The organism is Mesorhizobium sp. ORM8.1 (genome assembly GCF_053005525.2).
The window spans coordinates 718,831-735,456 of sequence record NZ_CM132600.1; the positions used below are offsets into that span (position 1 = coordinate 718,831).

General features: G+C 63.2%; 29 protein-coding genes. 10 read left to right on the top strand and 19 right to left on the bottom strand.

The window, feature by feature from the left end:
* The first annotated feature begins 76 nt into the window (after window positions 1–76).
* Window positions 77–823, top strand: a complete 747-nt coding sequence (locus ACVDG8_RS03660) for a glycosyltransferase family 25 protein (protein WP_447253476.1) — start codon at window positions 77–79, stop codon at window positions 821–823.
* A gap of 140 nt (window positions 824–963) precedes the next feature.
* On the opposite strand, the gene ACVDG8_RS03665 is transcribed toward ACVDG8_RS03660, so the two are convergent.
* From ACVDG8_RS03665 to ACVDG8_RS03685, 5 genes are all read right to left on the bottom strand, one after another.
* Window positions 964–1,284: a hypothetical protein gene (locus ACVDG8_RS03665; RefSeq protein WP_447253477.1), complete on the bottom strand. Its 321-nt coding sequence runs from the start codon at window positions 1,282–1,284 to the stop codon at window positions 964–966.
* Window positions 1,284–1,478: a hypothetical protein gene (locus ACVDG8_RS03670; RefSeq protein ID WP_447253478.1), complete on the bottom strand. Its 195-nt coding sequence runs from the start codon at window positions 1,476–1,478 to the stop codon at window positions 1,284–1,286. The genes ACVDG8_RS03665 and ACVDG8_RS03670 overlap by 1 nt, the downstream gene beginning before the upstream one ends.
* Entirely contained in the window at window positions 1,463–1,702 is a 240-nt protein-coding gene (locus tag ACVDG8_RS03675; protein WP_447253479.1) for an ABC transporter permease, read from the bottom strand. Before ACVDG8_RS03675 ends, ACVDG8_RS03670 begins: the two co-directional genes overlap by 16 nt.
* Window positions 1,703–1,810: 108 nt before the next feature.
* Window positions 1,811–2,014 carry a hypothetical protein gene (locus ACVDG8_RS03680; protein WP_447253480.1) on the bottom strand — a complete coding sequence of 68 codons (204 nt, stop codon included), beginning with the start codon at window positions 2,012–2,014 and terminating at the stop codon, window positions 1,811–1,813.
* Between the two features lie 73 nt (window positions 2,015–2,087).
* The gene (locus ACVDG8_RS03685) at window positions 2,088–3,191 is read right to left on the bottom strand and encodes a phage terminase large subunit family protein (RefSeq protein WP_455707537.1); all 1,104 of its coding nucleotides are present in this window, start codon (window positions 3,189–3,191) and stop codon (window positions 2,088–2,090) included.
* Window positions 3,192–3,283: 92 nt separating this feature from the next.
* Here ACVDG8_RS03685 and ACVDG8_RS03690 point away from each other — a divergent pair, with 92 nt between their 5' ends.
* Entirely contained in the window at window positions 3,284–3,595 is a 312-nt protein-coding gene (locus ACVDG8_RS03690) for a hypothetical protein (RefSeq protein WP_455707538.1), read from the top strand.
* 116 nt (window positions 3,596–3,711) lie between these two features.
* Here the strand turns inward: ACVDG8_RS03690 and ACVDG8_RS03695 are convergent, their stop codons facing one another.
* The 4 genes from ACVDG8_RS03695 to ACVDG8_RS03710 all read right to left on the bottom strand — a co-directional run bounded on the left by ACVDG8_RS03695 (window position 3,712) and on the right by ACVDG8_RS03710 (window position 5,985).
* Complete coding sequence (locus ACVDG8_RS03695) at window positions 3,712–4,065, bottom strand: hypothetical protein (RefSeq protein WP_447253483.1); 354 nt, start codon at window positions 4,063–4,065, stop codon at window positions 3,712–3,714.
* A 514-nt stretch (window positions 4,066–4,579) separates the two neighbouring features.
* Window positions 4,580–5,266, bottom strand: coding sequence for a terminase large subunit domain-containing protein (locus tag ACVDG8_RS03700; RefSeq protein ID WP_447253484.1), 687 nt, complete (start codon window positions 5,264–5,266; stop codon window positions 4,580–4,582).
* A complete protein-coding gene (locus ACVDG8_RS03705; RefSeq protein ID WP_447253485.1) occupies window positions 5,214–5,612 on the bottom strand; it encodes a hypothetical protein in 399 nt (132 codons plus the stop codon). Before ACVDG8_RS03705 ends, ACVDG8_RS03700 begins: the two co-directional genes overlap by 53 nt.
* Window positions 5,605–5,985 (bottom strand): hypothetical protein, encoded by a 381-nt coding sequence (locus ACVDG8_RS03710; RefSeq protein ID WP_447253486.1) that lies wholly within the window; start codon window positions 5,983–5,985, stop codon window positions 5,605–5,607. Before ACVDG8_RS03710 ends, ACVDG8_RS03705 begins: the two co-directional genes overlap by 8 nt.
* 402 nt (window positions 5,986–6,387) lie before the next feature.
* Between ACVDG8_RS03710 and ACVDG8_RS03715 the strand changes: the two genes are divergently transcribed.
* The 4 genes from ACVDG8_RS03715 to ACVDG8_RS03730 all read left to right on the top strand — a co-directional run bounded on the left by ACVDG8_RS03715 (window position 6,388) and on the right by ACVDG8_RS03730 (window position 8,267).
* Window positions 6,388–6,717 (top strand): hypothetical protein, encoded by a 330-nt coding sequence (locus ACVDG8_RS03715; protein ID WP_447253487.1) that lies wholly within the window; start codon window positions 6,388–6,390, stop codon window positions 6,715–6,717.
* Window positions 6,718–6,848: 131 nt separating this feature from the next.
* Complete coding sequence (locus tag ACVDG8_RS03720; RefSeq protein ID WP_447253488.1) at window positions 6,849–7,394, top strand: hypothetical protein; 546 nt, start codon at window positions 6,849–6,851, stop codon at window positions 7,392–7,394.
* Window positions 7,395–7,596: 202 nt separating this feature from the next.
* Window positions 7,597–7,866, top strand: a complete 270-nt coding sequence (locus tag ACVDG8_RS03725; RefSeq protein ID WP_447253489.1) for a hypothetical protein — start codon at window positions 7,597–7,599, stop codon at window positions 7,864–7,866.
* 95 nt (window positions 7,867–7,961) lie between these two features.
* Window positions 7,962–8,267, top strand: coding sequence for a hypothetical protein (locus tag ACVDG8_RS03730; protein ID WP_447253490.1), 306 nt, complete (start codon window positions 7,962–7,964; stop codon window positions 8,265–8,267).
* A 92-nt stretch (window positions 8,268–8,359) separates the two neighbouring features.
* On the opposite strand, the gene ACVDG8_RS03735 is transcribed toward ACVDG8_RS03730, so the two are convergent.
* Window positions 8,360–8,779, bottom strand: a complete 420-nt coding sequence (locus ACVDG8_RS03735) for a DoxX family protein (RefSeq protein WP_447253491.1) — start codon at window positions 8,777–8,779, stop codon at window positions 8,360–8,362.
* A gap of 256 nt (window positions 8,780–9,035) precedes the next feature.
* Complete coding sequence (locus tag ACVDG8_RS03740) at window positions 9,036–9,788, bottom strand: tryptophan 2,3-dioxygenase family protein (RefSeq protein WP_447253492.1); 753 nt, start codon at window positions 9,786–9,788, stop codon at window positions 9,036–9,038.
* 146 nt (window positions 9,789–9,934) lie between these two features.
* Between ACVDG8_RS03740 and ACVDG8_RS03745 the strand changes: the two genes are divergently transcribed.
* Window positions 9,935–10,405 carry an Lrp/AsnC family transcriptional regulator gene (locus tag ACVDG8_RS03745; RefSeq protein WP_455707539.1) on the top strand — a complete coding sequence of 157 codons (471 nt, stop codon included), beginning with the start codon at window positions 9,935–9,937 and terminating at the stop codon, window positions 10,403–10,405.
* A gap of 462 nt (window positions 10,406–10,867) precedes the next feature.
* Here the strand turns inward: ACVDG8_RS03745 and ACVDG8_RS03750 are convergent, their stop codons facing one another.
* From ACVDG8_RS03750 to ACVDG8_RS03760, 3 genes are all read right to left on the bottom strand, one after another.
* Entirely contained in the window at window positions 10,868–11,227 is a 360-nt protein-coding gene (locus ACVDG8_RS03750; RefSeq protein WP_447253494.1) for an SPW repeat protein, read from the bottom strand.
* 120 nt (window positions 11,228–11,347) lie between these two features.
* The gene (locus ACVDG8_RS03755; RefSeq protein ID WP_447253495.1) at window positions 11,348–12,397 is read right to left on the bottom strand and encodes a sensor histidine kinase; all 1,050 of its coding nucleotides are present in this window, start codon (window positions 12,395–12,397) and stop codon (window positions 11,348–11,350) included.
* A 37-nt stretch (window positions 12,398–12,434) separates the two neighbouring features.
* Window positions 12,435–12,683, bottom strand: a complete 249-nt coding sequence (locus ACVDG8_RS03760) for a hypothetical protein (RefSeq protein WP_447257215.1) — start codon at window positions 12,681–12,683, stop codon at window positions 12,435–12,437.
* Window positions 12,684–12,955: 272 nt separating this feature from the next.
* On the opposite strand from ACVDG8_RS03760, the gene ACVDG8_RS03765 reads away from it, so the two are divergent.
* Window positions 12,956–13,294 carry a hypothetical protein gene (locus ACVDG8_RS03765; RefSeq protein ID WP_447253496.1) on the top strand — a complete coding sequence of 113 codons (339 nt, stop codon included), beginning with the start codon at window positions 12,956–12,958 and terminating at the stop codon, window positions 13,292–13,294.
* 45 nt (window positions 13,295–13,339) lie between these two features.
* On the opposite strand, the gene ACVDG8_RS03770 is transcribed toward ACVDG8_RS03765, so the two are convergent.
* The gene (locus ACVDG8_RS03770; RefSeq protein WP_447253497.1) at window positions 13,340–13,564 is read right to left on the bottom strand and encodes a hypothetical protein; all 225 of its coding nucleotides are present in this window, start codon (window positions 13,562–13,564) and stop codon (window positions 13,340–13,342) included.
* Between ACVDG8_RS03770 and ACVDG8_RS03775 the strand changes: the two genes are divergently transcribed.
* Complete coding sequence (locus ACVDG8_RS03775; protein ID WP_447253498.1) at window positions 13,554–13,784, top strand: hypothetical protein; 231 nt, start codon at window positions 13,554–13,556, stop codon at window positions 13,782–13,784. The genes ACVDG8_RS03770 and ACVDG8_RS03775 overlap by 11 nt on opposite strands.
* Here the strand turns inward: ACVDG8_RS03775 and ACVDG8_RS03780 are convergent, their stop codons facing one another.
* The 4 genes from ACVDG8_RS03780 to ACVDG8_RS03795 all read right to left on the bottom strand — a co-directional run bounded on the left by ACVDG8_RS03780 (window position 13,785) and on the right by ACVDG8_RS03795 (window position 16,101).
* Entirely contained in the window at window positions 13,785–13,994 is a 210-nt protein-coding gene (locus ACVDG8_RS03780) for a cold-shock protein (protein ID WP_371009772.1), read from the bottom strand.
* Between the two features lie 259 nt (window positions 13,995–14,253).
* Window positions 14,254–14,664, bottom strand: coding sequence for an HD domain-containing protein (locus ACVDG8_RS03785; RefSeq protein ID WP_447253499.1), 411 nt, complete (start codon window positions 14,662–14,664; stop codon window positions 14,254–14,256).
* 120 nt (window positions 14,665–14,784) lie between these two features.
* Window positions 14,785–15,090: a hypothetical protein gene (locus ACVDG8_RS03790; protein WP_447253500.1), complete on the bottom strand. Its 306-nt coding sequence runs from the start codon at window positions 15,088–15,090 to the stop codon at window positions 14,785–14,787.
* A 9-nt stretch (window positions 15,091–15,099) separates the two neighbouring features.
* Window positions 15,100–16,101: an SDR family oxidoreductase gene (locus tag ACVDG8_RS03795; RefSeq protein WP_447253501.1), complete on the bottom strand. Its 1,002-nt coding sequence runs from the start codon at window positions 16,099–16,101 to the stop codon at window positions 15,100–15,102.
* A gap of 330 nt (window positions 16,102–16,431) precedes the next feature.
* Between ACVDG8_RS03795 and ACVDG8_RS03800 the strand changes: the two genes are divergently transcribed.
* Window positions 16,432–16,626 (top strand): hypothetical protein, encoded by a 195-nt coding sequence (locus ACVDG8_RS03800; RefSeq protein ID WP_447253502.1) that lies wholly within the window; start codon window positions 16,432–16,434, stop codon window positions 16,624–16,626.

Here is a 16,626-nt window from a genome sequence, read left to right on the forward strand (position 1 = left end):
AAAAAGTCAAAAGCGCCAAGGCTTGCTTCCCGGCGACGCTGTGCTATCGGCTCTCAATCCAACAAGGGTGATCTTGGTGAAGTGCCTGGTAATCAACCTCGACCGGTCGGCCGATAGACTGGCGCATATGACATCGCAATTTGCACGCATCGGCGTTGCCTTCGAGCGCGTTTCGGGGCTGGACGCGGCTACCGCCGGCGTGGCGGCGACGCCTTCGCTCAGTGCCGCGGAAGTCTGCTGCTATCTCAGCCACCGCCGGTGCTGGGAGATCATCGCCGACAGCAATGACCGGTACGGCGTCGTCTTTGAGGACGATGTCGTCTTCAGCGCCGATGCGGGCTTGCTGCTTTCCGACGATGGCTGGGTGCCGCGCGACGCCGACGTGGTCAAACTGGAGAGCTTCTTCATCAAAGTCCGGTTGGCGCGCAAGCATGTCGCCGCCGGCAATGGCTACTCCGTCACACGCCTTGTGGGTGAGCATGTCGGCGCTGCCGGCTATCTTGTGTCCAGGGTGGCCGCGCAAAAGCTCATCCGGCGCACCGGGCCTGCGCGTCACGTTGTCGACCATGTGCTGTTCAGCCCGACCCTGCTCACCTGCTCGCTCAACACCACCTATCAGCTGACACCCGCGCTGTGCGCCCAGAGCCAGTTCATTGTCGGCGGCGAGGTGCTTCCGACACTCATCCAGGTCGATCCGCCGCATCGGCGCAAGCGATTGATCGACAAGATCCGCAGCGAGGCCTCGCGAGGCCTCGCGCATGTTCGCAACCGCAGCTTTTGGGGAACGGAAGAAATCCCTGCCGTCGCGTTCAAGGCCCCATAGAGCGTTTTACCGTTTCATGGAAACGGCGAACTGCTCTATCTCTTTGTTTTTACGCGATTCCGGACGGAGGGTTACGGCGAAGTCGCCGAACTTAACCGCTCACACTTTCCTGGAGTTGCTCTAGGAGACGGCAGCGGAACTCACTCCTCCCGCGCCGCCTTGAAGCGCCGCACCACGAGCTCGAAAACGACGTCGGAGATCCACATGGCCGAGACGCCGATGAGGAAAGCGGCGGCAAGCGTGGTGGTGTCGTCCGGCGTGGGCATCGGCAGGCCGCTCGCCTCGAGCCAGGCGACCGTGGGCAGCGTCAGATAAGCGGCGGCCAGGGCGCCGCAAATCGGCGAAGCCACCATCTCGCGCAGTTTGTAGCGATGGCGCGACAGCGCCCTCAGCACGCCGCCGGCGAGGCCGGCCGCCACAACCTGGCCCTTGATGCCGAGCAGATCGAAGATGTCGTGCATCAGCGCCTCCAGCCGCAGAGTTTTTCGCCCTTGCGGTTGTGGGCGAGCAACGCCCTCGCCTCTTCGTCCGACAGCGCTTCGACGGCCTTGGTAGACAGACGCAACGGCGAGGAGACAGCGCAGAAGCCGCCCTTGGCTGTCGTGCAGCCGGCAAGCGCGACAAGGAGCGCGACGGCGATCAATCCCTTGCCCATGACTTCAGCTCCTTTTTGATCGCTTCCGCCGGCAGCGCGCCGATGTCGTTGTCGACCTGGTCGGCAAGCGTGCGGGCGGCAGCCTCCGCCTGCGCCTGCTTGTCGCGCTCGGCCCTGGCGCCGGCGAGCCGCTGGTGAAAACCCCAGCCGAGCGCGCCAACGATGCCGGCGCCGAGCGCAAGGACGGTCGGGTTGGTGAGGAACCAGGCGAGAAGCGCGCTCATAGCATCGCCCCGATGAAGAAGCCCGCGACAAAGCAGGCGGCGCCAACGATGGCATAGGGCTTGGCGGCTTCGAGATACGCGGCGAGCACGGATTGCAGATTTTCCATGTCAATGCTCCCAGCCAAACCGGCGCGCGAGGTAGTGCCACCACTCGGTGCCGGCAGCGATGGTGAGACCTACTCCTGCCTCAATGGCGGCCTGGATGTCGGGATCTGTTGAAAATGCGGAGGCGTCGTCGGCGCCGAACAGGCTTCGAGCAACAAGCGCGGCAGCAACATAGCGCAGCGCGATTCTGATGATGACAGCGGTCATTGGCAAAACACTCCAAGCAAGTTGCAGGGAAGATGCGCGGACCAGGCGGCGGCCGAGCCGAGCGCCAGCGCAATCAGGACGAGGACGCCGGCCGCCTTGCCGGGCGTTCGAGGTCGCCCGAAGGCGGAGACTCAGCCGCAGGCGTGGCGCGGCCGCCAGCGGGCGCTCCGGCGGTGGTCTCGCCTGCTCTGGCCGCGGGCGCCGTCGTGCCGCCGGTGGATTCCGGCGCCGGCGAAGAGGCCTCAGCCGCCACCTTTGGCGCCGCCGACATCAGCAGCGCCTGCTGGCGCACCGAAGCGACGCGCGCGCTCCAGCCTCGGCCGAAGCCCGGCCAGGTCGGCAACCGCTGTAGGAAGGCGAGCCGGGCATCGCAGAGCGCGTCGACAACGACGCCGGCCGGCTTTGCGTTGGCCGCGGCAAGCGTAGCCGGGCCGACGCGGCCATCCTGGGCAATGCCAAGCACCGCCTGCAGATATTTCGCCGCCCTGCCCGGCCCGCTGTTCACCGCGAAGTCGAAGACGGCATAGTCGATACCGTCCGGCAGCTCGGCGCCGGCGACCGCGTCCCAGTAGAAACGGCGATACAATCGAAATTCCTCAAACCATTGGCCAAGCGTGGAAAACACCTTGAAGCGGCCGGATTGCATGCGGTCGAGCATGTCCATCAAGCCGGCCTCGACCGAGACCGAGCCGTCGGGGAAGCGGGCGTGGCCGGTCAGCATGTTCAGCCCATGCGCGGCATATTGCTTGGCGAGCGCCACCCCGGCGCCTTCCAGTGTTTCGCGGCGGCCGTCGCGCGGCCAGGCGAAGGGCAGCCAATCGCCCCAGGCTCTCAGCGCCAGCGCCTGCATCGCCGGTGTCTGCTGCGGGGCGCGATGCGCTTTTGAAACGTAGACGACATCGGCCTCGGTATCCCAAACGAGCTCGACCGCGGCGGACGGATGGTCCCAACCGAAATCGAGCGCGCCGATGCGCGGCCACCAGCGCGGCAATCTGAACGGCTCGCAGGCGATCATCTCTTCCGGCACCGGAAAGATGCGGCCCGAGCCCAGCACCGGAATACCTTTCGCGCGGGCTTCCCGTTCATGTTCGGGATATGCCGCGATGATTGCAGCGCGCTGGTCAGGCGAATAGTGCCCGGCATCGTCGATGGTCATGAAGGTGACGTGTCGGGACATATTAGCTGCCGTTAATTATCTGCTGTGAAGAGTTACGACCATTGATAATACTTCTTATCAGTGCAAATCTGCTGGCGAATTGGGGGAAATACATGATCCGCATAGCAATCGTGATAGCCATTGCCGGCAGTGCATCGGCATGCCAATCCAACGTGCCTTATGACACGAGTAAGCAGACCTGCAAGATCTACATGCTCAGTGGTTACAAACACAAGGTTTGTGCTCCGGACACACCAAACAAAGTATGCAATGTCTGGTTCAATCAGATCACGGGCGACGAAAGGATATGGTGTGAACCGCTTACCCGCAAAGCAACCGATCCGAAGGCCCGCGCCAGGCAGCTTGCGGGCAGCAAATACCCTGATTCGACTTCGTCCGCCCTTGTGATGATCGGCTCGACCTGACCAGCCGCCAGGAAGGTCACGGGGGTAAGCGGCGGCGGTCAGGAGGGCGCTGGATCAATCTTGGCTCGACAGGGCCGCCGCGGGCCTTCCCGCTCTGCACAGGGCGAGGAAACGGCTCAGCCCTTGTAGCCCTCGTTGACGCATTCGCTCTTCCAGGCCCAGTCGAAATCGGCCTGCGACATGGACGAGCCGAGGCCCGGTTCGACATTGGGGCCGGCGCCGTCGATATAGACGATGAAGCGGGCTTGCTTGGTAAAGATGCCGATCTTGGCGGTGATAACGCCGCACGTCTGGCCGCTCGAATTGTCGCCTGTGAACTCGACATGCGTGAAGATGGCGGCGGGATCGTTGATCAGGCCCTGCATCTTGGCCTTCGCCGCCGCGATCGCGTCGGCGCGCCAGTCGCCACTCGAGCCGCTGCAGGCCGAGAGAAGCATGCAGAGAAAAAGCACGATTGAGGCCTGGCGCAAGGTCGATCTCCGAGCAAGTTGCGCCGTAAATTACTCGCCTCCCGGTTGCGACCAAAGCGACATTGCAAATCATGGTTTCAGCACAGTTTCCCGTGGGCGCCGTCGCCGAAGCTGCCAATCTCCCCCACGTGGGGGAGATGTCCGGCAGGACAGAGAGGAGCGCTGTCCCGCCGGCGTATCAATGGTCAAACCGATCCGAATGGTTGGGGACGCAGCCGACAGGTAAGCAGAGGTCGTCGCTCTACGCCCCCTCTGCCCTGCCGGGCATCTCCCCCACAAGGGCAGGGCAATCGCATATGAGTTTTTGCGAAGAGGACCCCCACCCTAACCCTCCCCACAAGGGGGAGGGAACGCTGCCGCACGCCACCCTTTTTGGGTCGAACCTAGGCGATTTGCGGAGATCGGCGCCTACCAAGTCTCCCTCCCCCTTGTGGGGAGGGATTAAGGGTGGGGGTCCTCTTCGCAAAAAACTCATATGCGATTGCCCTGCCCACAAGGGGGAGATTGGCTGTCACTACCCCTTCCCAATCCTCTCCAGCTCCTGCGCCGATAAAAACCTCAGCACCACATCGCTCATCCCAAGCAGCGGCGTGAAGGTCACGATGGTTATGCCGTCCGTCGCGTTGGTACGGGTCAGGCCTTCGGAATAGATGTCGAGCGGAGGCTCTTCGTCGAACCAGACGCCGTGCAGCGTCTCGCCCTGCCATTTCTCGCGGCCTTTCTCGTAGGACTTGAACGAGAGCACGCTTTCGGACGCCTGCACGTCGCCGCCACCGCCCCAGCGCACGATGACGCTGTCAATTGCACCGGGAACGTTGCGGCCCATCACGGTGTCGGCGATGGCGTCGGCCGGGATCATGCCGGTGCCCCAGGCGGCCTGTTGCTGCGGCGGACCGACCAGCACGCGCTGCGGGTTGTCGCGCGTGCCTTCGCCGGTGACACCGGCGGCCCACAGCCGCACCGGCGTGTCGAACACCTTGCCCACCCACCAGTCCGGATAACGGCCGGTGAGGTGCATAGCCCATTCGGCGCCGCCGGCCCTGGTCTTGCCGAGCTGGTTGCCGGCCATGAACAGACGCTCGCGGTTTTTCGCCCCGGCAGCATGAAACTCAGCCTGCCGGACATAAGGCCGGTAACTGGCCAACTGGTTATTGCGAGTTCTCCTCGCCACTTCCTCGAGCAGCGCCAGATAGGTCTGCATCGAGGAATGGCCGGACGCTCGCTTCGAGGCCGCGGATGCGGCTGCGGATCTCCTCATCGCTCAACTGGCCGAGATTGTTCTTGTTGACATCGAGACCGTTCGAAAAATCCTTGGGGAGCACCGTCAGCACGACCTTCAGATACTGCTCGGGCTTTTCCGCCCGAACCGCTGCTATGACGCCGGCGCCATGGGCGCGAAAATCGGCGCGAAGTGCTGCCGCGAAATCGTCGCCCAGCGTTTTCCTCGCGCGCTTCGGGCGGACGGGACCGGCCTGGGCGGTTCCCGATTTGCGACGCGTCGGCTTGGCGTTGGGGCGCTTGCGACGCGCCGGCCTGGTCTCAGCCATGAGCGCCCGCATCGGGCGCCGGCGCACTGGACGCCGCCCTTGCCCTGGCACTTTTGCGGGCCGGCTTCCTGCGCGGCTTGGCGCGTTTTGATTTCTTGGCGACTGCGCCTGGCGAGGCGGTGTGCCGGCCGGCTGTTGCCGCCACCTTCGCGGTTGCTGCCGCGATCATTGGCTGAACGAGGCCCTGGCGCGGAAAACCGAAGCCAGCGACCGCTTCGAGCGGACCGCCACGCACCATGCCGATACGCACGCCAGGCGAAACTTCCTCGACGCGACCGGCGCGGCGCGCCGGTCCGGACGATTCAAACTCGCCGATGGCGCTGACGATCTCGGCGCCGTCGTCGCCGGTGATGATGGAGGCGTAGCGTGGCATGGGATGCTCGCGTTGCTGGGTAATCGCCAGCATCGCAGAAAGAGCGCTACCGGCGGAGCTGCCAATCTCCCCCTCGAGGGGGAGATGTCCGGCAGGACAGAGGGGGGCGCTGTCCCGCCGAAGCTGGCAATTGGATTGCGGTCAAAAACAAAACCCGCCGGGGCGGCGGGTCATCGGCGCAAATCAGCACCATGAATAAAATCATAGCAGAGCTGCCCTCAGCCTGCAATACATAATAGGGAAATTTTCCTATATTTCTTATAACCACAGCCGAACCAGCATCCGGCGGTTGATCAAGCGTCTCCAAAAAATCGGCCGGAATTTTCTCGGAACCATCATCCGCCCGGTCGGTTCTACCCTTGGTCACAGCGTGACAATTCGATGTAACCGAAGGAGAAGATCATGCTTACGAGGATCCTTGCGGCTTCGGCCCTGACGATCGGTCTCGCCACGGCGGCGATGGCCCAGACTGCCGGCGGTACGAGCGGAACCGACGGCTCCGGCGGCAGTGGCCAGTCCATCACCGTCGAGCCGAGGACGCCGGCCAACCCGCCGCCCGACCAGGCCGCGCCGGACACCAGCACGACGACCGGCAGCACCACCACGGGCGACATGAACTCGAACGCCGACAAGAACTGCCCGAATACTCCGCAGGGCGCTCAAGGCGACGCCAATTCGACGACAGCCGGAACGATGTCGCCGAACACCAATGACAAAAATTGCGGCAAGTAAGATTGCAGTTCGTCAATCGTTTCGTCGTGCAAAGGCCGCGGGATTTCCCGCGGCCTTTGCCTGCTGGCTTTGCACTCACAGGGGAACCATGCGGCCCCGTGGCCGTTGCAAGAAGCAAACAGGAGAAATCCATGGCAGACAATGACAGCACCGCCTCGGACAGCACCACCTCGACGGCGAACGGCACCGCCAAACCGGCAACCAGCGCGAGCCGTACCCGGAGTGCCGCTTCCCGCGCCAGCACTCGCTCGTCCAAGGCGTCCGAGGACGCGATGAAGAAACAGATCGCTGAACTCAAGCGCGAGGTGAGCCGGCTCAATCGGGCGCTTTCAGAGCAGGCCGAGGAAGCTGTTGAGACCGCTGCGGGTTGGTACCAGGGCGCCGCCAATCGCGCTTCTGATTTGTACAATGGCGCGGCCGATCGCGCTTCCGGCTTGTACAGCGGTGCGTCCGATCGCGCCTCGAACCTCTACAGCGGCGCCTCCGAGCGGGCGACCCGCGCGGCCAGGCAGTTGCGCGGCCAGGCGCAGAGCGTTTCGGAAACGGTGCAGCAGAATCCCGGCGCCTTCTCGACGGCGGTGCTGATCGGCGGCCTCGCCGGCGTGCTGGTCGGCATGGCGATCGGCAGAAGCAGCTCCGATTCCGAGCCCGAATGGTTCCGCCGCTGGCATCGCTAGGCCGGCAACAAAGATAGCAAGCGCGGTCCGCCCAGGGGCAACCGCGCGGGAGGAAAGGCCGGGCTCGCGCGCCCGGCCTTTTTCCGTGCTTTGGCCGACCTTTTTGGGTCGGCCGGCGCAGGCGCTTTGCCCATGCCAGCGTCGCTCTGGTCATTAGCCAGCGCTTATGGAATCATTCCGTGAAAGAATCGCGGAGAGCGGCATGGACAAACCTGCCATGGCATCCGTCTTTCGGATGCGGCATGCGCCTGCAGGCATTTCGGGCGTTCGCAGCCTCGGCCGGGGCCAGGCCGATCCGGTGTTTCATTCAAGGCCGCTCGGCGAGGCGATCCGCTTCATCGTCCAGGCCGACGGCCAATACGATCTGAGCGCCGTCCTCATCTCCTATGGCGACCGCCAGACGCCGGCGCTCGGCAGCCGCGAGATCAGCCGGCTCTGGGCCGAATACGGCCAGCGCTGGATGGAGGCGTAGCGGGCGGCACCCTCGGACCCCGTAACGTTCCGGCCCGCGCCCCGGATCGGAAACAGCGCTCGCGCGTTTCACCCCAGCCAATGGGGAGAAAAACCATGAACGTCGCCAATCTTCAGCTCGAAGGCCTGCTGATGGCCGTCGCCGCGATCAATCACGTGCTGGTCAGGAAAGGCGTGGTCACCGTCGAGGAGATCGACATCGCGCTGCGCAAGGCCGAGGCCAGCGAAACCGGCGAGGAGCGCTCAGTCGGCATGTCGGCGTCGAGCCGCGACGCCGTCAATTTCCCGATCCGTCTGCTGGAGCTTGCCAACCAGTGCCAGCCCGAAGCCGACATTCCATCCTTCTCGAAGCTTGCCCGCATGGTCGGGCAGATGAAGGAGCCGTATAACGATCAGCTGTGAGCGAAAGCTGTAGACCCGATCTCATAGGTCAGCGCAGCCCCTCATCCGCCCCTGCGGGCACCTTCTCCCCGTGAACGGGGAGAAGGCAATGCTCACGCCCTGCCCGGCCAGCCCTGCTTGAGCGCCAGCACGCTGCCCGGGCCATGCGCGGCGGCGTAAAGCAGGCCGGCGGCGAACGGGAAATGCGACATGAAGGCGCCGAACTCGGCCTGGTTCGAGGCCCAGTGCGATGGGCCGTGGAAGGCAAAGCCGAGGAAGACGACGTAGACCGCGCCGATCAGCGCCAGCGGCGTCATGAAAGCGCCGGTCAAGAAGGAGATGACCAGCAGCGTTTCGAGGATGGCCGCGCACCATGCCAGGAACAGCGGGAACGGAAAGCCGGCGGCGGCGATGTAGCCGGCGGTAGCGCCCATATCCATGAACTTGAAGGCGACGCCCAGGGCGAAAATGGCGGCGAAGATCAGGCGGGCGATGAGGATAGCGGCGGTCTGCCAGGTCGATTGCGTTTCCATGATGTCCCTCCAGGGTGTTGGTTGATGCCCCAAGGACGGGTGGAGGGTGGAGATTCCGACAGGGGGTGGGAAAATTATTGGCGGAGGCGGCAGCGCCCTTCCCTTCTCCCCTTGTGGGAGAAGGTGGATCGGCGCGCCAGCGCCGAGACGGATGAGGGGTGTTCCAGCGGAGTGAGGCGTTGGCGTTCCTGGAACACCCCTCATCCGTCGCCTGCGGCGACACCTTCTCCCACAAGGGGAGAAGGAAGAACCTCCTCTACCCCGCCTTCACCTGCGGATGGCTGATGGAATCGCGCACGGTGCCGTAGGCGGCGCCCCAGCGGTCGGTCATGTCGCAGCGGATGTCCCAGAGCTCGGGGAAGAAGCGGTGGCGGGCGCCGCCTTCCAGCATCTCGACCGGACGGCCTTTCAGCGACTTCGAGCCAAGGCCGATCGAACGGTGGATGAGATAGAGGTGGTTGGCGCGGAATTTCTGGAACAGCTCGTCGAACTCGATCAGCGCCTCGGCCACGACATAGGCGTCGCCATGGTCGTAATGGGTATCGTAGATGTCCTCGACCGTCAGCCCGCGACCGTCGAGATAGGCGGCCTTGAAGGCCCGCCACAGGTCCGGCGGCATGCGCAGGATGAGCTTGAAGCCCGGCGATTCCTGGCCGCTGCCATTGCCGAGCTGCAGGCGGATCTGCTGGTATTCCTTGGGCGACATGGTCTCCAGGAGATCGAGCTGCGCCGTCATCATGCGCATCAGCCTATGGACGCGGCCCATCAGCGTGACGATGCGGTGCGTGTCCTGCCTGTCGAGATAATCCAGGACATCGACCAGCGTGTAGGCGATAAGCTTCATCCACAATTCCTCGACCTGGTGGACGATCTGGAACTGCAATTCGTCGGCGTTGGCCATCTCGGCCAACGGCTTCTGGCAGGTCAGCAGCTGATCGCATTTCAGGTAGACGCCGTAGTCGCGCATCTCCGGCGCCTCGATGCGGGCGTGGTAGTCCTGCCTGCTCATATGCGTTTCCAATGCCGTTCTCCTCGCGCCTGCCGATATGACCCAAGGATAGCGTTTTGCGCTTGAACATTGTTCCTTTCTGTTATCCAGATAGCGGAAATTGAAGGACGATCGTCGCCGATTGCGCCGATCCAGGAGAACGAAGCATGCTTGATGCCATCGACCGCCGGATCGTCGCTGCGCTGGAGCGGGACGCGCAGATCTCCTTCGGAGACCTAGCCGAGACGGTCGGCTTGAGCAAGACGCCGTGCTGGAAACGGGTCAAGGCGCTGGAGGAAGCCGGCGTCATCCGTGGATATTCCACGCGTATCGATCCGGCCAGGATCGGCTTCGGCATCGAGGCTTTCATCCAGGTGTCGATCGACTTCGAGGTCTCGGACGCCTTCGAAGCGGCGGTGCAGAAACACCCGCTGATCCGCCGCTGCTACGCCACGACCGGCGAGGCCGACTATCTGTTGCAGATCATCACCGTCGACATGATGGCGCTCGATCGCATGCTGCGCGAGGAGCTCAGCCGCCTGCCCGGCGTGCGCCGCACGGTGACGTCGATGGCAATGCGCGAGATCAAGGGCGACATCTCGTTCGCCGAGGCGGCGGCGCGCGCGCTGAGGGGATGAGGCGAGCGAGCAACTGGAAACAGCGCCCCTCTGCTCTGCCAGCCGCACACGCACCGCACCCGAGCCCTGACTTTTTCTGGGATGGTCGAAGAACCGGCGTCGAACCGGTTTATTAAGTCGCGACGGGGGTGCGCGGGCGGCATCGGTCCTGCCGGAACCGCAAGACGGATTGCACTGGTCGATAGATCCGAGCTTCGACCGCAGGCGCAACCGACTCGGCCACCCTCTCCTGCTCTTTCTCGGCGTCGGCCTTGCGCTTCGGGCAGTCCTCGAAATCATGGTCGCGACCGCCGCAATAGGAGCAGCATTTGGCGGGCGTGTCGGGGTGGAGCATCGAGGTCATTCCCAAGAATGCACGAAAAGCTTTCCGGTTGCAGCAGCCGCCGCAACCGCCGTTCAGCCCGATGCCCAGACGTCAAAGGAGCTCGCCGCTTGCGCGGCGGGCTCCCGGTCTTTCACCGCTCACGCATGCGCGTGCGGGTGGCGAACGTCCCAGACAGCCCAGGCCGACGCCGCGATCACGAGCACGCCGAGGACGACATGCGTGATCATTACATTCCTGTCAGCCGCGAAGCGCAGCAGCCAGGGCGAGACGACCAGCCAGAGCCCGAGGACGATATTTACCCATTCCTCCCATTCGGCGAACACCGAAAGCGTTGCCAAGGCCAGGGCGCCGAGCAGAACGCCGACAATCCAGGCGTTCCAAGCGGGCACCATTGCCGCGGTGAATCCGATGACCCAGGGAGAGATGAGCAGGCAGATCGCGAGGACAAGAGTGACCCAGTCCTTGCTCTTTCTTTCTTCCATCAGTTTGCTTGCCATGACAACCTCCATCGATGAAGCTTGACCAAAGCAACTGCCTTGGCGTGCTATCAGGCACGCACTGTCAATTGATGTAATACACTTTTATGGAGCTGCAAGGGGAGTGCCGGCCGCGCAGCCTCAACCGTTGAAATCGCTTCCGTTCTCGGTGCCGAGCTGCGGCATGACGATTGCCTCGAGCGGCGCGTCGAGCGTCCACTTCACAACGCCGGGCGAGCGTTCGAGGCTTGAGGAACCGCTGAGCGACTGCGGCGCCACCCGCTGCAGCACCACCGTGCCAAAACCCTTGCGCTCTGTTGTCCTGGGCGCGGTTCCAATCGCGCCGGATGTCTCGTGCCACAGAAGATGGAAGCGCCGCTGCGCTTCCGGGCCGGTCGCGACCTTCCAGGTGATTTCAACGCGGCCGCCATCGGCCGCCAGCGCGCCGTATTTGGACGAATTGGTGCCAAGCTCGTGGAAGGCCATGCCGAGATTCTGCACGGCGTTCGACTGCAGCGTCAGAAGCGGGCCGGACAATGAGATCCGCTCCTCATGGCCAAAGGGTTTCAGATGTTCCTGGATGAGGTCGAACAGGCTGGCGCCGGCCCATTCCGAGGTGACCAGAAGGTCGTGCGAGCGCGACAGCGCCATGATGCGTGAGCGGATCAGCTCCTCGAACTCGCCGGGATGGGCGGAACGCTTGCTGGTTTCGCGGACCATCGACAGGATCACCGCGAACTGGTTCTTCACGCGGTGGTTGACCTCGCGCATCAACAGCCGGATGCGCCGCTCGCTTTCCTTGGCGCCTGAAATGTCGCGGGCGATCTTGGAAGCGCCGACGATCTCGCCATTGGGGCTCCTGATCGGCGAAACCGTGAGCGATACGGCAATCAGCGTGCCGTCCTTGCGCTGGCGTGTGGTTTCGAAACTTGCCACGCGCTCGCCGCCGCGGACCCTGGCGATGATCTCGGTCTCCTCACCCTGCAAATGGGCTGGGATAAGCATCAGGATGGATTGACCGACCGCCTCATCGGCACTGTAACCGAACATGCGCTCGGCGGCCTGGTTCCAGCTGGTGATGACGCTGTCCAGATCCTTGCTGATAATGGCATCGAACGACGAATCGACGATCGCAGCCAGGCGCGCATCGGCGTTGGAATCCTGGCGTGACGCGCCCCCGCTATTCTTCATGACTTCGAACTAGCGCGGCCATGCACAAAGGCAATCGTCAATCGCCGTCGAAGTGTTTCGCTTCGCCATGAAGTTCCGACAGCGGCGACAGCACACCGAAATCCTGCGATTTCGTGCGGGTCTCGGCGGTCAGGAAACCTTCCGCCGCCAAGCCGCGCCGCAAGAGTTCCCGCACGGCCGCCGAACGGCTCGGCATGCGTTTTTCAAAGCGCCAGTTCTCCAATGCCGCAAGTTCGTCATCGGTCAGCATGATCTGCAACCGCTGAAGCCGTTCAAGCTCAGCCACGTCCGCCTCCTCATGACCATCCAAATACCATGAATGAGTAAGCACCTCGTTCCACCTATAGTTAGGTTTCGGCTCATAATCGGTCAAGAAGGGACGATACATCAAAAGAGGCGCACGCCAACGCTGCTAAGGAGGCTTCAAAACCACATTTGCTGTTGTATGCTAACTAACTGATTTATCTCTTATTTTTAACGTTTGTGTATTGCCATGAGTGGGTTTTGGGAGCACCAACGCACCAGAGGGACAAACCGTCCGCGAAGGGAGGGTTTTCCGTGAATGCAAGATATTCCAAGAAGCTGCGCAACGATGCGCATTGCAGTGTCCAGGCCGCCATGCGGACCAGTAGCATCGTCAACCTGGTCCAGGTGGCCGAGCAGATACGAGTGGAAAATCTTGAAGAAAACATCGCCCGTGAGGACCTGGAGGAACTGGTCCTGCAAGTGGCCCAACTCTACGGCGCGGCGGTGGAGTTCGACGAGCAGGCCCTGACCGCGCTCGAACTGCCTGGTCTGGATGGCCGCGACAACCGCAACGATCTGGACAAAATGCTGGGTCGGCGTACGCCCGGCGGTGATAGGGCCGGCGATCTGCTGCAGTTGGATCGGGAATAGCCGGACGCTGCTGTCGGGCTTCGTTAGGCCGAGCCGATGCGGCGCTCAAGCCTTCTTCTTCTGACGCTTCGGAGCCGGCTTCTTCGGCGCAACCACCGGCGCGTCGGCTTCCTGCGCCAGCCTGGCGGCGCGCAAGCGTTCCGTCTTGGCGATCCGTGCTGTTGCTTCCAGGTCGACGATCTGCCGCGCGACGCGGGTCGTGGCGTCGGTCTTAGCTTCCGTTCTGGACGGGACCGGCTTGAACAGCCCGGTATCCGGGATGGACTTCATTTTTCTTTTCTCCTTGTCTGACGCAATTCCTGACGGAAAACCGCGTCACACTTTTCCTGGAATTGCTCCTAGTCTGACGCAATTCCTGACGGAAAACCGCGTCACACTTTTCCTGGAATTGCTCTCAATCAAAAAAGGCCGGGGCAAGCCCGACCTTCTCCAATATGCCTCTGCGGCCAATGCCAGTACATCCGTGGTCAACGACCCTGAGGTGCTGTGATCAGGCTGCCTGCAGGTTCTCGGCGGCGCTCTTGCCGCTGCGGGAATCCTTCACCACGTCGAAGGTTACCTTCTGGCCTTCGACAAGGGAGCGCATTCCAGCGCGCTCGACGGCCGAGATGTGGACGAAAACGTCCGGCTGGCCATTGCCCTGCTCGATAAAACCAAAGCCTTTGGTGGCGTTGAAGAACTTCACGGTTCCAGTAGTCATTGCGATCTCCTTTTCAAATCGACGCAAATTATCCGAGCCCAGCAAGGTGCCAAGCGTCGGCTTCTTCGAAATTGAGAGGGAAGATCGTCAGTGGCGCCAAGGCGCATAAACAACGTTCGTTCAACAAGATCGACATCCAGTATATAGCGTTTAATTTTTCCTGAGGCAAGGGATTCCGGCGTAGTACTTCCCACGCCCAGGATTTCAACCCGCCGTCCGGCCGCGCGCATGGAAGCGGCACCATCCCGGGGCGAAGGCTCTAGGCGTGGGCGGTCATTCCAAGAAGGTAGAGGCCGGTCTCGTATTTTGCCGGGGAAAGCCCTGCCTGATGCGCCTGCCAGAGATTGTCCTTGAGGTCGGCCAGCTTGACCGGCCGCGCCAAGGGATCCGATCCCGCCCGGCAGATAAACCCCTGCTCGCTCTCGTCGAGTCGTCTTGTCAAAGCGTCGACCGCGGCGACGATGCCGACGCCAAAGCCCGCTGCTTCGAGCCGGGCAAGCGTCCAGCCCTCGCCTTTCTCGACCACGTCATGCAGGTAGGCGACAGTTTTCTCATCCAGCGTTTCAACGGCCTCGGCAACGCGCCGGATATGTTCGATATAGGGCCTGCCTGTTTTGTCTTTCTGCCCGCGATGGGCCTGTTCGGCGATCTTGGCTGCTTCGTGAAGCATGGTCTTCAAGGTCTCGTCAAAATGGCCTCGGAAGTCTTGCCTTCCCGAGTCCGCCATCGAACATAGAACTTTAGCGCGAGCCGACAGTTCAATGTTCGAAGCTCCGCCGCGAGGTAGCGGCTATTTCGAGGTCTGCGGCGGCACCTGGCCCGGTTTGATCACCGGCATCTGGCTGCCGTTGTCCGGCGGCTGGGCGGCGTTCTTGTCACCGGTCGGCGGCGGTTTCAGCACACCGCCGCAAGGCTCCAGGCTGCTGGAGAGATTGTCGTTCTGCTGGCCATCCTGCTTCTGCGCTCCATTGCCGCTATTATCGCTTTCGGGCATGGCCTGGCAGTCCTGCGGAGCCTTCGGCTGGTCAGTGCTCTGGGCCGCGGCCGGCAGCGCCGAGATGAGGAGCATGGCCGCCGTGAAAAGAGCTTTCTTCATGGGATCCTCCTAGTAGCCCCCGATGATCGGCAGGATTTCGCCGGTGATGTAGCTGGAGCATTGTGGCGAAGCTAAAAACACGTAGGCCGGCGCGATCTCCTCCGGCTGAGCCGGCCGCTTCATCGGCGTTTTGGCGCCGAACTGCGAGACATCCTCGGCCTTCTTCTCGGACGGATTGAGCGGTGTCCACACCGGACCCGGCGCGACCGCGTTGACGCGGATGCCTTTGCCGATCAGGTTGCCGGACAGCGCCCGGGTGAAGGCGTGGATGCCGCCCTTGGTCATCGAATAGTCGATCAGCTCCTTCGAGCCGTCGATGCCGGTGACCGAGCCGGTGTTGACGATCGCCGAGCCTGGCTTCATGTGCGGCACGGCCTCCTGCGCCATATGGAAATAACCGTAGAGATTGGTCTTCAGCGTCGTATCGAAATGCGCTTCGGTAAGGTCTGCGAAATCGGCCGAATGCACCTGGAAGGCGGCGTTGTTGACCAGAACGTCGAGGCCGCCGAAAGCCATCACCGTCTGCTCGACCGCCTTGCGGCAGAAGGCGCGCCTGGCGACGTCGCCGCGCAGCGCGATGCAGCGCCTACCCTCGGCCCCGATCGCTTCCATCGTTACCTCGGCGTCGCGATCCTCGCTCAGATAGACGATAGCGACGTCGGCGCCTTCACGCGCGAACAGCACGGCCACCGCGCGGCCGATGCCGGAGTCGCCGCCGGTGATCAGCGCTACCTTGCCGGCGAGCTTGCCCGATCCCTGCCAGAACGGCGCGTCGTAAAGCGGCGGCGGCTCGACCGCCCATTCCGCGCCGGGTTTGGCATGGTGCTGCTTCGGGAATGGCGGCACCGGATAATCGCGCGCGCCCGCCTGCATGGCGTCAGGCGATTTCGGCTTCGGCTTGCGGCGGTCGGTGGCATCGACCTTGCGCTGGACGCCGCGCTGCCTGCGCGCTGACTTTGCGGTGTTTGATGAGGCGTCTGATTTCGCTCGAATGCTGGTTGCCATCGTCATCTCCTTTTTGGGGACAACGCATGCCGGCGCAAAAGGTTGGCCCCTCGCCCGTCACGCGCGGTTTCGGGCGCGGTTTGGACTTGGGCTACATCAAAGTTAAATGCGCGCGGCGCGCCGCAGTGGTAGGCCTTTGCGCATTGGGGGACTCTCGAGGAGGAGTCCCATGGAAATCCGCAGTCTGATCGACACGCTCTCGGCCGCCTTGCCGCGTCGGCGCGCCGCCGCACCACCGATCCCCGTCAGGCCGATCCGCGCCTCGCTCGCCGACATGCCATTGCGGCCGCGACCGCGCCATACAGGCCGGCGCCGCCGATCCGGCCGGCGAGCAACATGCAGCGCTGCGGCCATATCGGCCGGATGCAACTGAATGGCGACGTTGCCGTTTACCGCGACCTTCAACGTTTGTGGCGCCCGATGAAATCTTTTCGCATGAACAGCCCGCTTCTCGTCCTCGCAGCCGCGATGGTCACCGCCGCGCCTTTTGTCGGCCTCGCCTGGCGCACGCGCGAATGGCTCGGATGGTGA

Bases quoted from the DNA above. Each gene is read 5' to 3' on its own strand.
- ACVDG8_RS03665 (WP_447253477.1), bottom strand. From the start codon at position 1,284: ATGCACGACATCTTCGATCTGCTCGGCATCAAGGGCCAGGTTGTGGCG.
- ACVDG8_RS03670 (WP_447253478.1), bottom strand. From the start codon at position 1,478: ATGGGCAAGGGATTGATCGCCGTCGCGCTCCTTGTCGCGCTTGCCGGC.
- ACVDG8_RS03675 (WP_447253479.1), bottom strand. From the start codon at position 1,702: ATGAGCGCGCTTCTCGCCTGGTTCCTCACCAACCCGACCGTCCTTGCG.
- ACVDG8_RS03680 (WP_447253480.1), bottom strand. From the start codon at position 2,014: ATGACCGCTGTCATCATCAGAATCGCGCTGCGCTATGTTGCTGCCGCG.
- ACVDG8_RS03685 (WP_455707537.1), bottom strand. From the start codon at position 3,191: ATGTCCCGACACGTCACCTTCATGACCATCGACGATGCCGGGCACTAT.
- ACVDG8_RS03690 (WP_455707538.1), top strand. From the start codon at position 3,284: ATGATCCGCATAGCAATCGTGATAGCCATTGCCGGCAGTGCATCGGCA.
- ACVDG8_RS03700 (WP_447253484.1), bottom strand. From the start codon at position 5,266: ATGCAGACCTATCTGGCGCTGCTCGAGGAAGTGGCGAGGAGAACTCGC.
- ACVDG8_RS03705 (WP_447253485.1), bottom strand. From the start codon at position 5,612: ATGGCTGAGACCAGGCCGGCGCGTCGCAAGCGCCCCAACGCCAAGCCG.
- ACVDG8_RS03710 (WP_447253486.1), bottom strand. From the start codon at position 5,985: ATGCCACGCTACGCCTCCATCATCACCGGCGACGACGGCGCCGAGATC.
- ACVDG8_RS03715 (WP_447253487.1), top strand. From the start codon at position 6,388: ATGCTTACGAGGATCCTTGCGGCTTCGGCCCTGACGATCGGTCTCGCC.
- ACVDG8_RS03720 (WP_447253488.1), top strand. From the start codon at position 6,849: ATGGCAGACAATGACAGCACCGCCTCGGACAGCACCACCTCGACGGCG.
- ACVDG8_RS03725 (WP_447253489.1), top strand. From the start codon at position 7,597: ATGGACAAACCTGCCATGGCATCCGTCTTTCGGATGCGGCATGCGCCT.
- ACVDG8_RS03730 (WP_447253490.1), top strand. From the start codon at position 7,962: ATGAACGTCGCCAATCTTCAGCTCGAAGGCCTGCTGATGGCCGTCGCC.
- ACVDG8_RS03735 (WP_447253491.1), bottom strand. From the start codon at position 8,779: ATGGAAACGCAATCGACCTGGCAGACCGCCGCTATCCTCATCGCCCGC.
- ACVDG8_RS03740 (WP_447253492.1), bottom strand. From the start codon at position 9,788: ATGAGCAGGCAGGACTACCACGCCCGCATCGAGGCGCCGGAGATGCGC.
- ACVDG8_RS03745 (WP_455707539.1), top strand. From the start codon at position 9,935: ATGCTTGATGCCATCGACCGCCGGATCGTCGCTGCGCTGGAGCGGGAC.
- ACVDG8_RS03750 (WP_447253494.1), bottom strand. From the start codon at position 11,227: ATGGCAAGCAAACTGATGGAAGAAAGAAAGAGCAAGGACTGGGTCACT.
- ACVDG8_RS03755 (WP_447253495.1), bottom strand. From the start codon at position 12,397: ATGAAGAATAGCGGGGGCGCGTCACGCCAGGATTCCAACGCCGATGCG.
- ACVDG8_RS03775 (WP_447253498.1), top strand. From the start codon at position 13,554: ATGGACTTCATTTTTCTTTTCTCCTTGTCTGACGCAATTCCTGACGGA.
- ACVDG8_RS03770 (WP_447253497.1), bottom strand. From the start codon at position 13,564: ATGAAGTCCATCCCGGATACCGGGCTGTTCAAGCCGGTCCCGTCCAGA.
- ACVDG8_RS03780 (WP_371009772.1), bottom strand. From the start codon at position 13,994: ATGACTACTGGAACCGTGAAGTTCTTCAACGCCACCAAAGGCTTTGGT.
- ACVDG8_RS03785 (WP_447253499.1), bottom strand. From the start codon at position 14,664: ATGCTTCACGAAGCAGCCAAGATCGCCGAACAGGCCCATCGCGGGCAG.
- ACVDG8_RS03790 (WP_447253500.1), bottom strand. From the start codon at position 15,090: ATGAAGAAAGCTCTTTTCACGGCGGCCATGCTCCTCATCTCGGCGCTG.
- ACVDG8_RS03795 (WP_447253501.1), bottom strand. From the start codon at position 16,101: ATGACGATGGCAACCAGCATTCGAGCGAAATCAGACGCCTCATCAAAC.
- ACVDG8_RS03800 (WP_447253502.1), top strand. From the start codon at position 16,432: ATGCAGCGCTGCGGCCATATCGGCCGGATGCAACTGAATGGCGACGTT.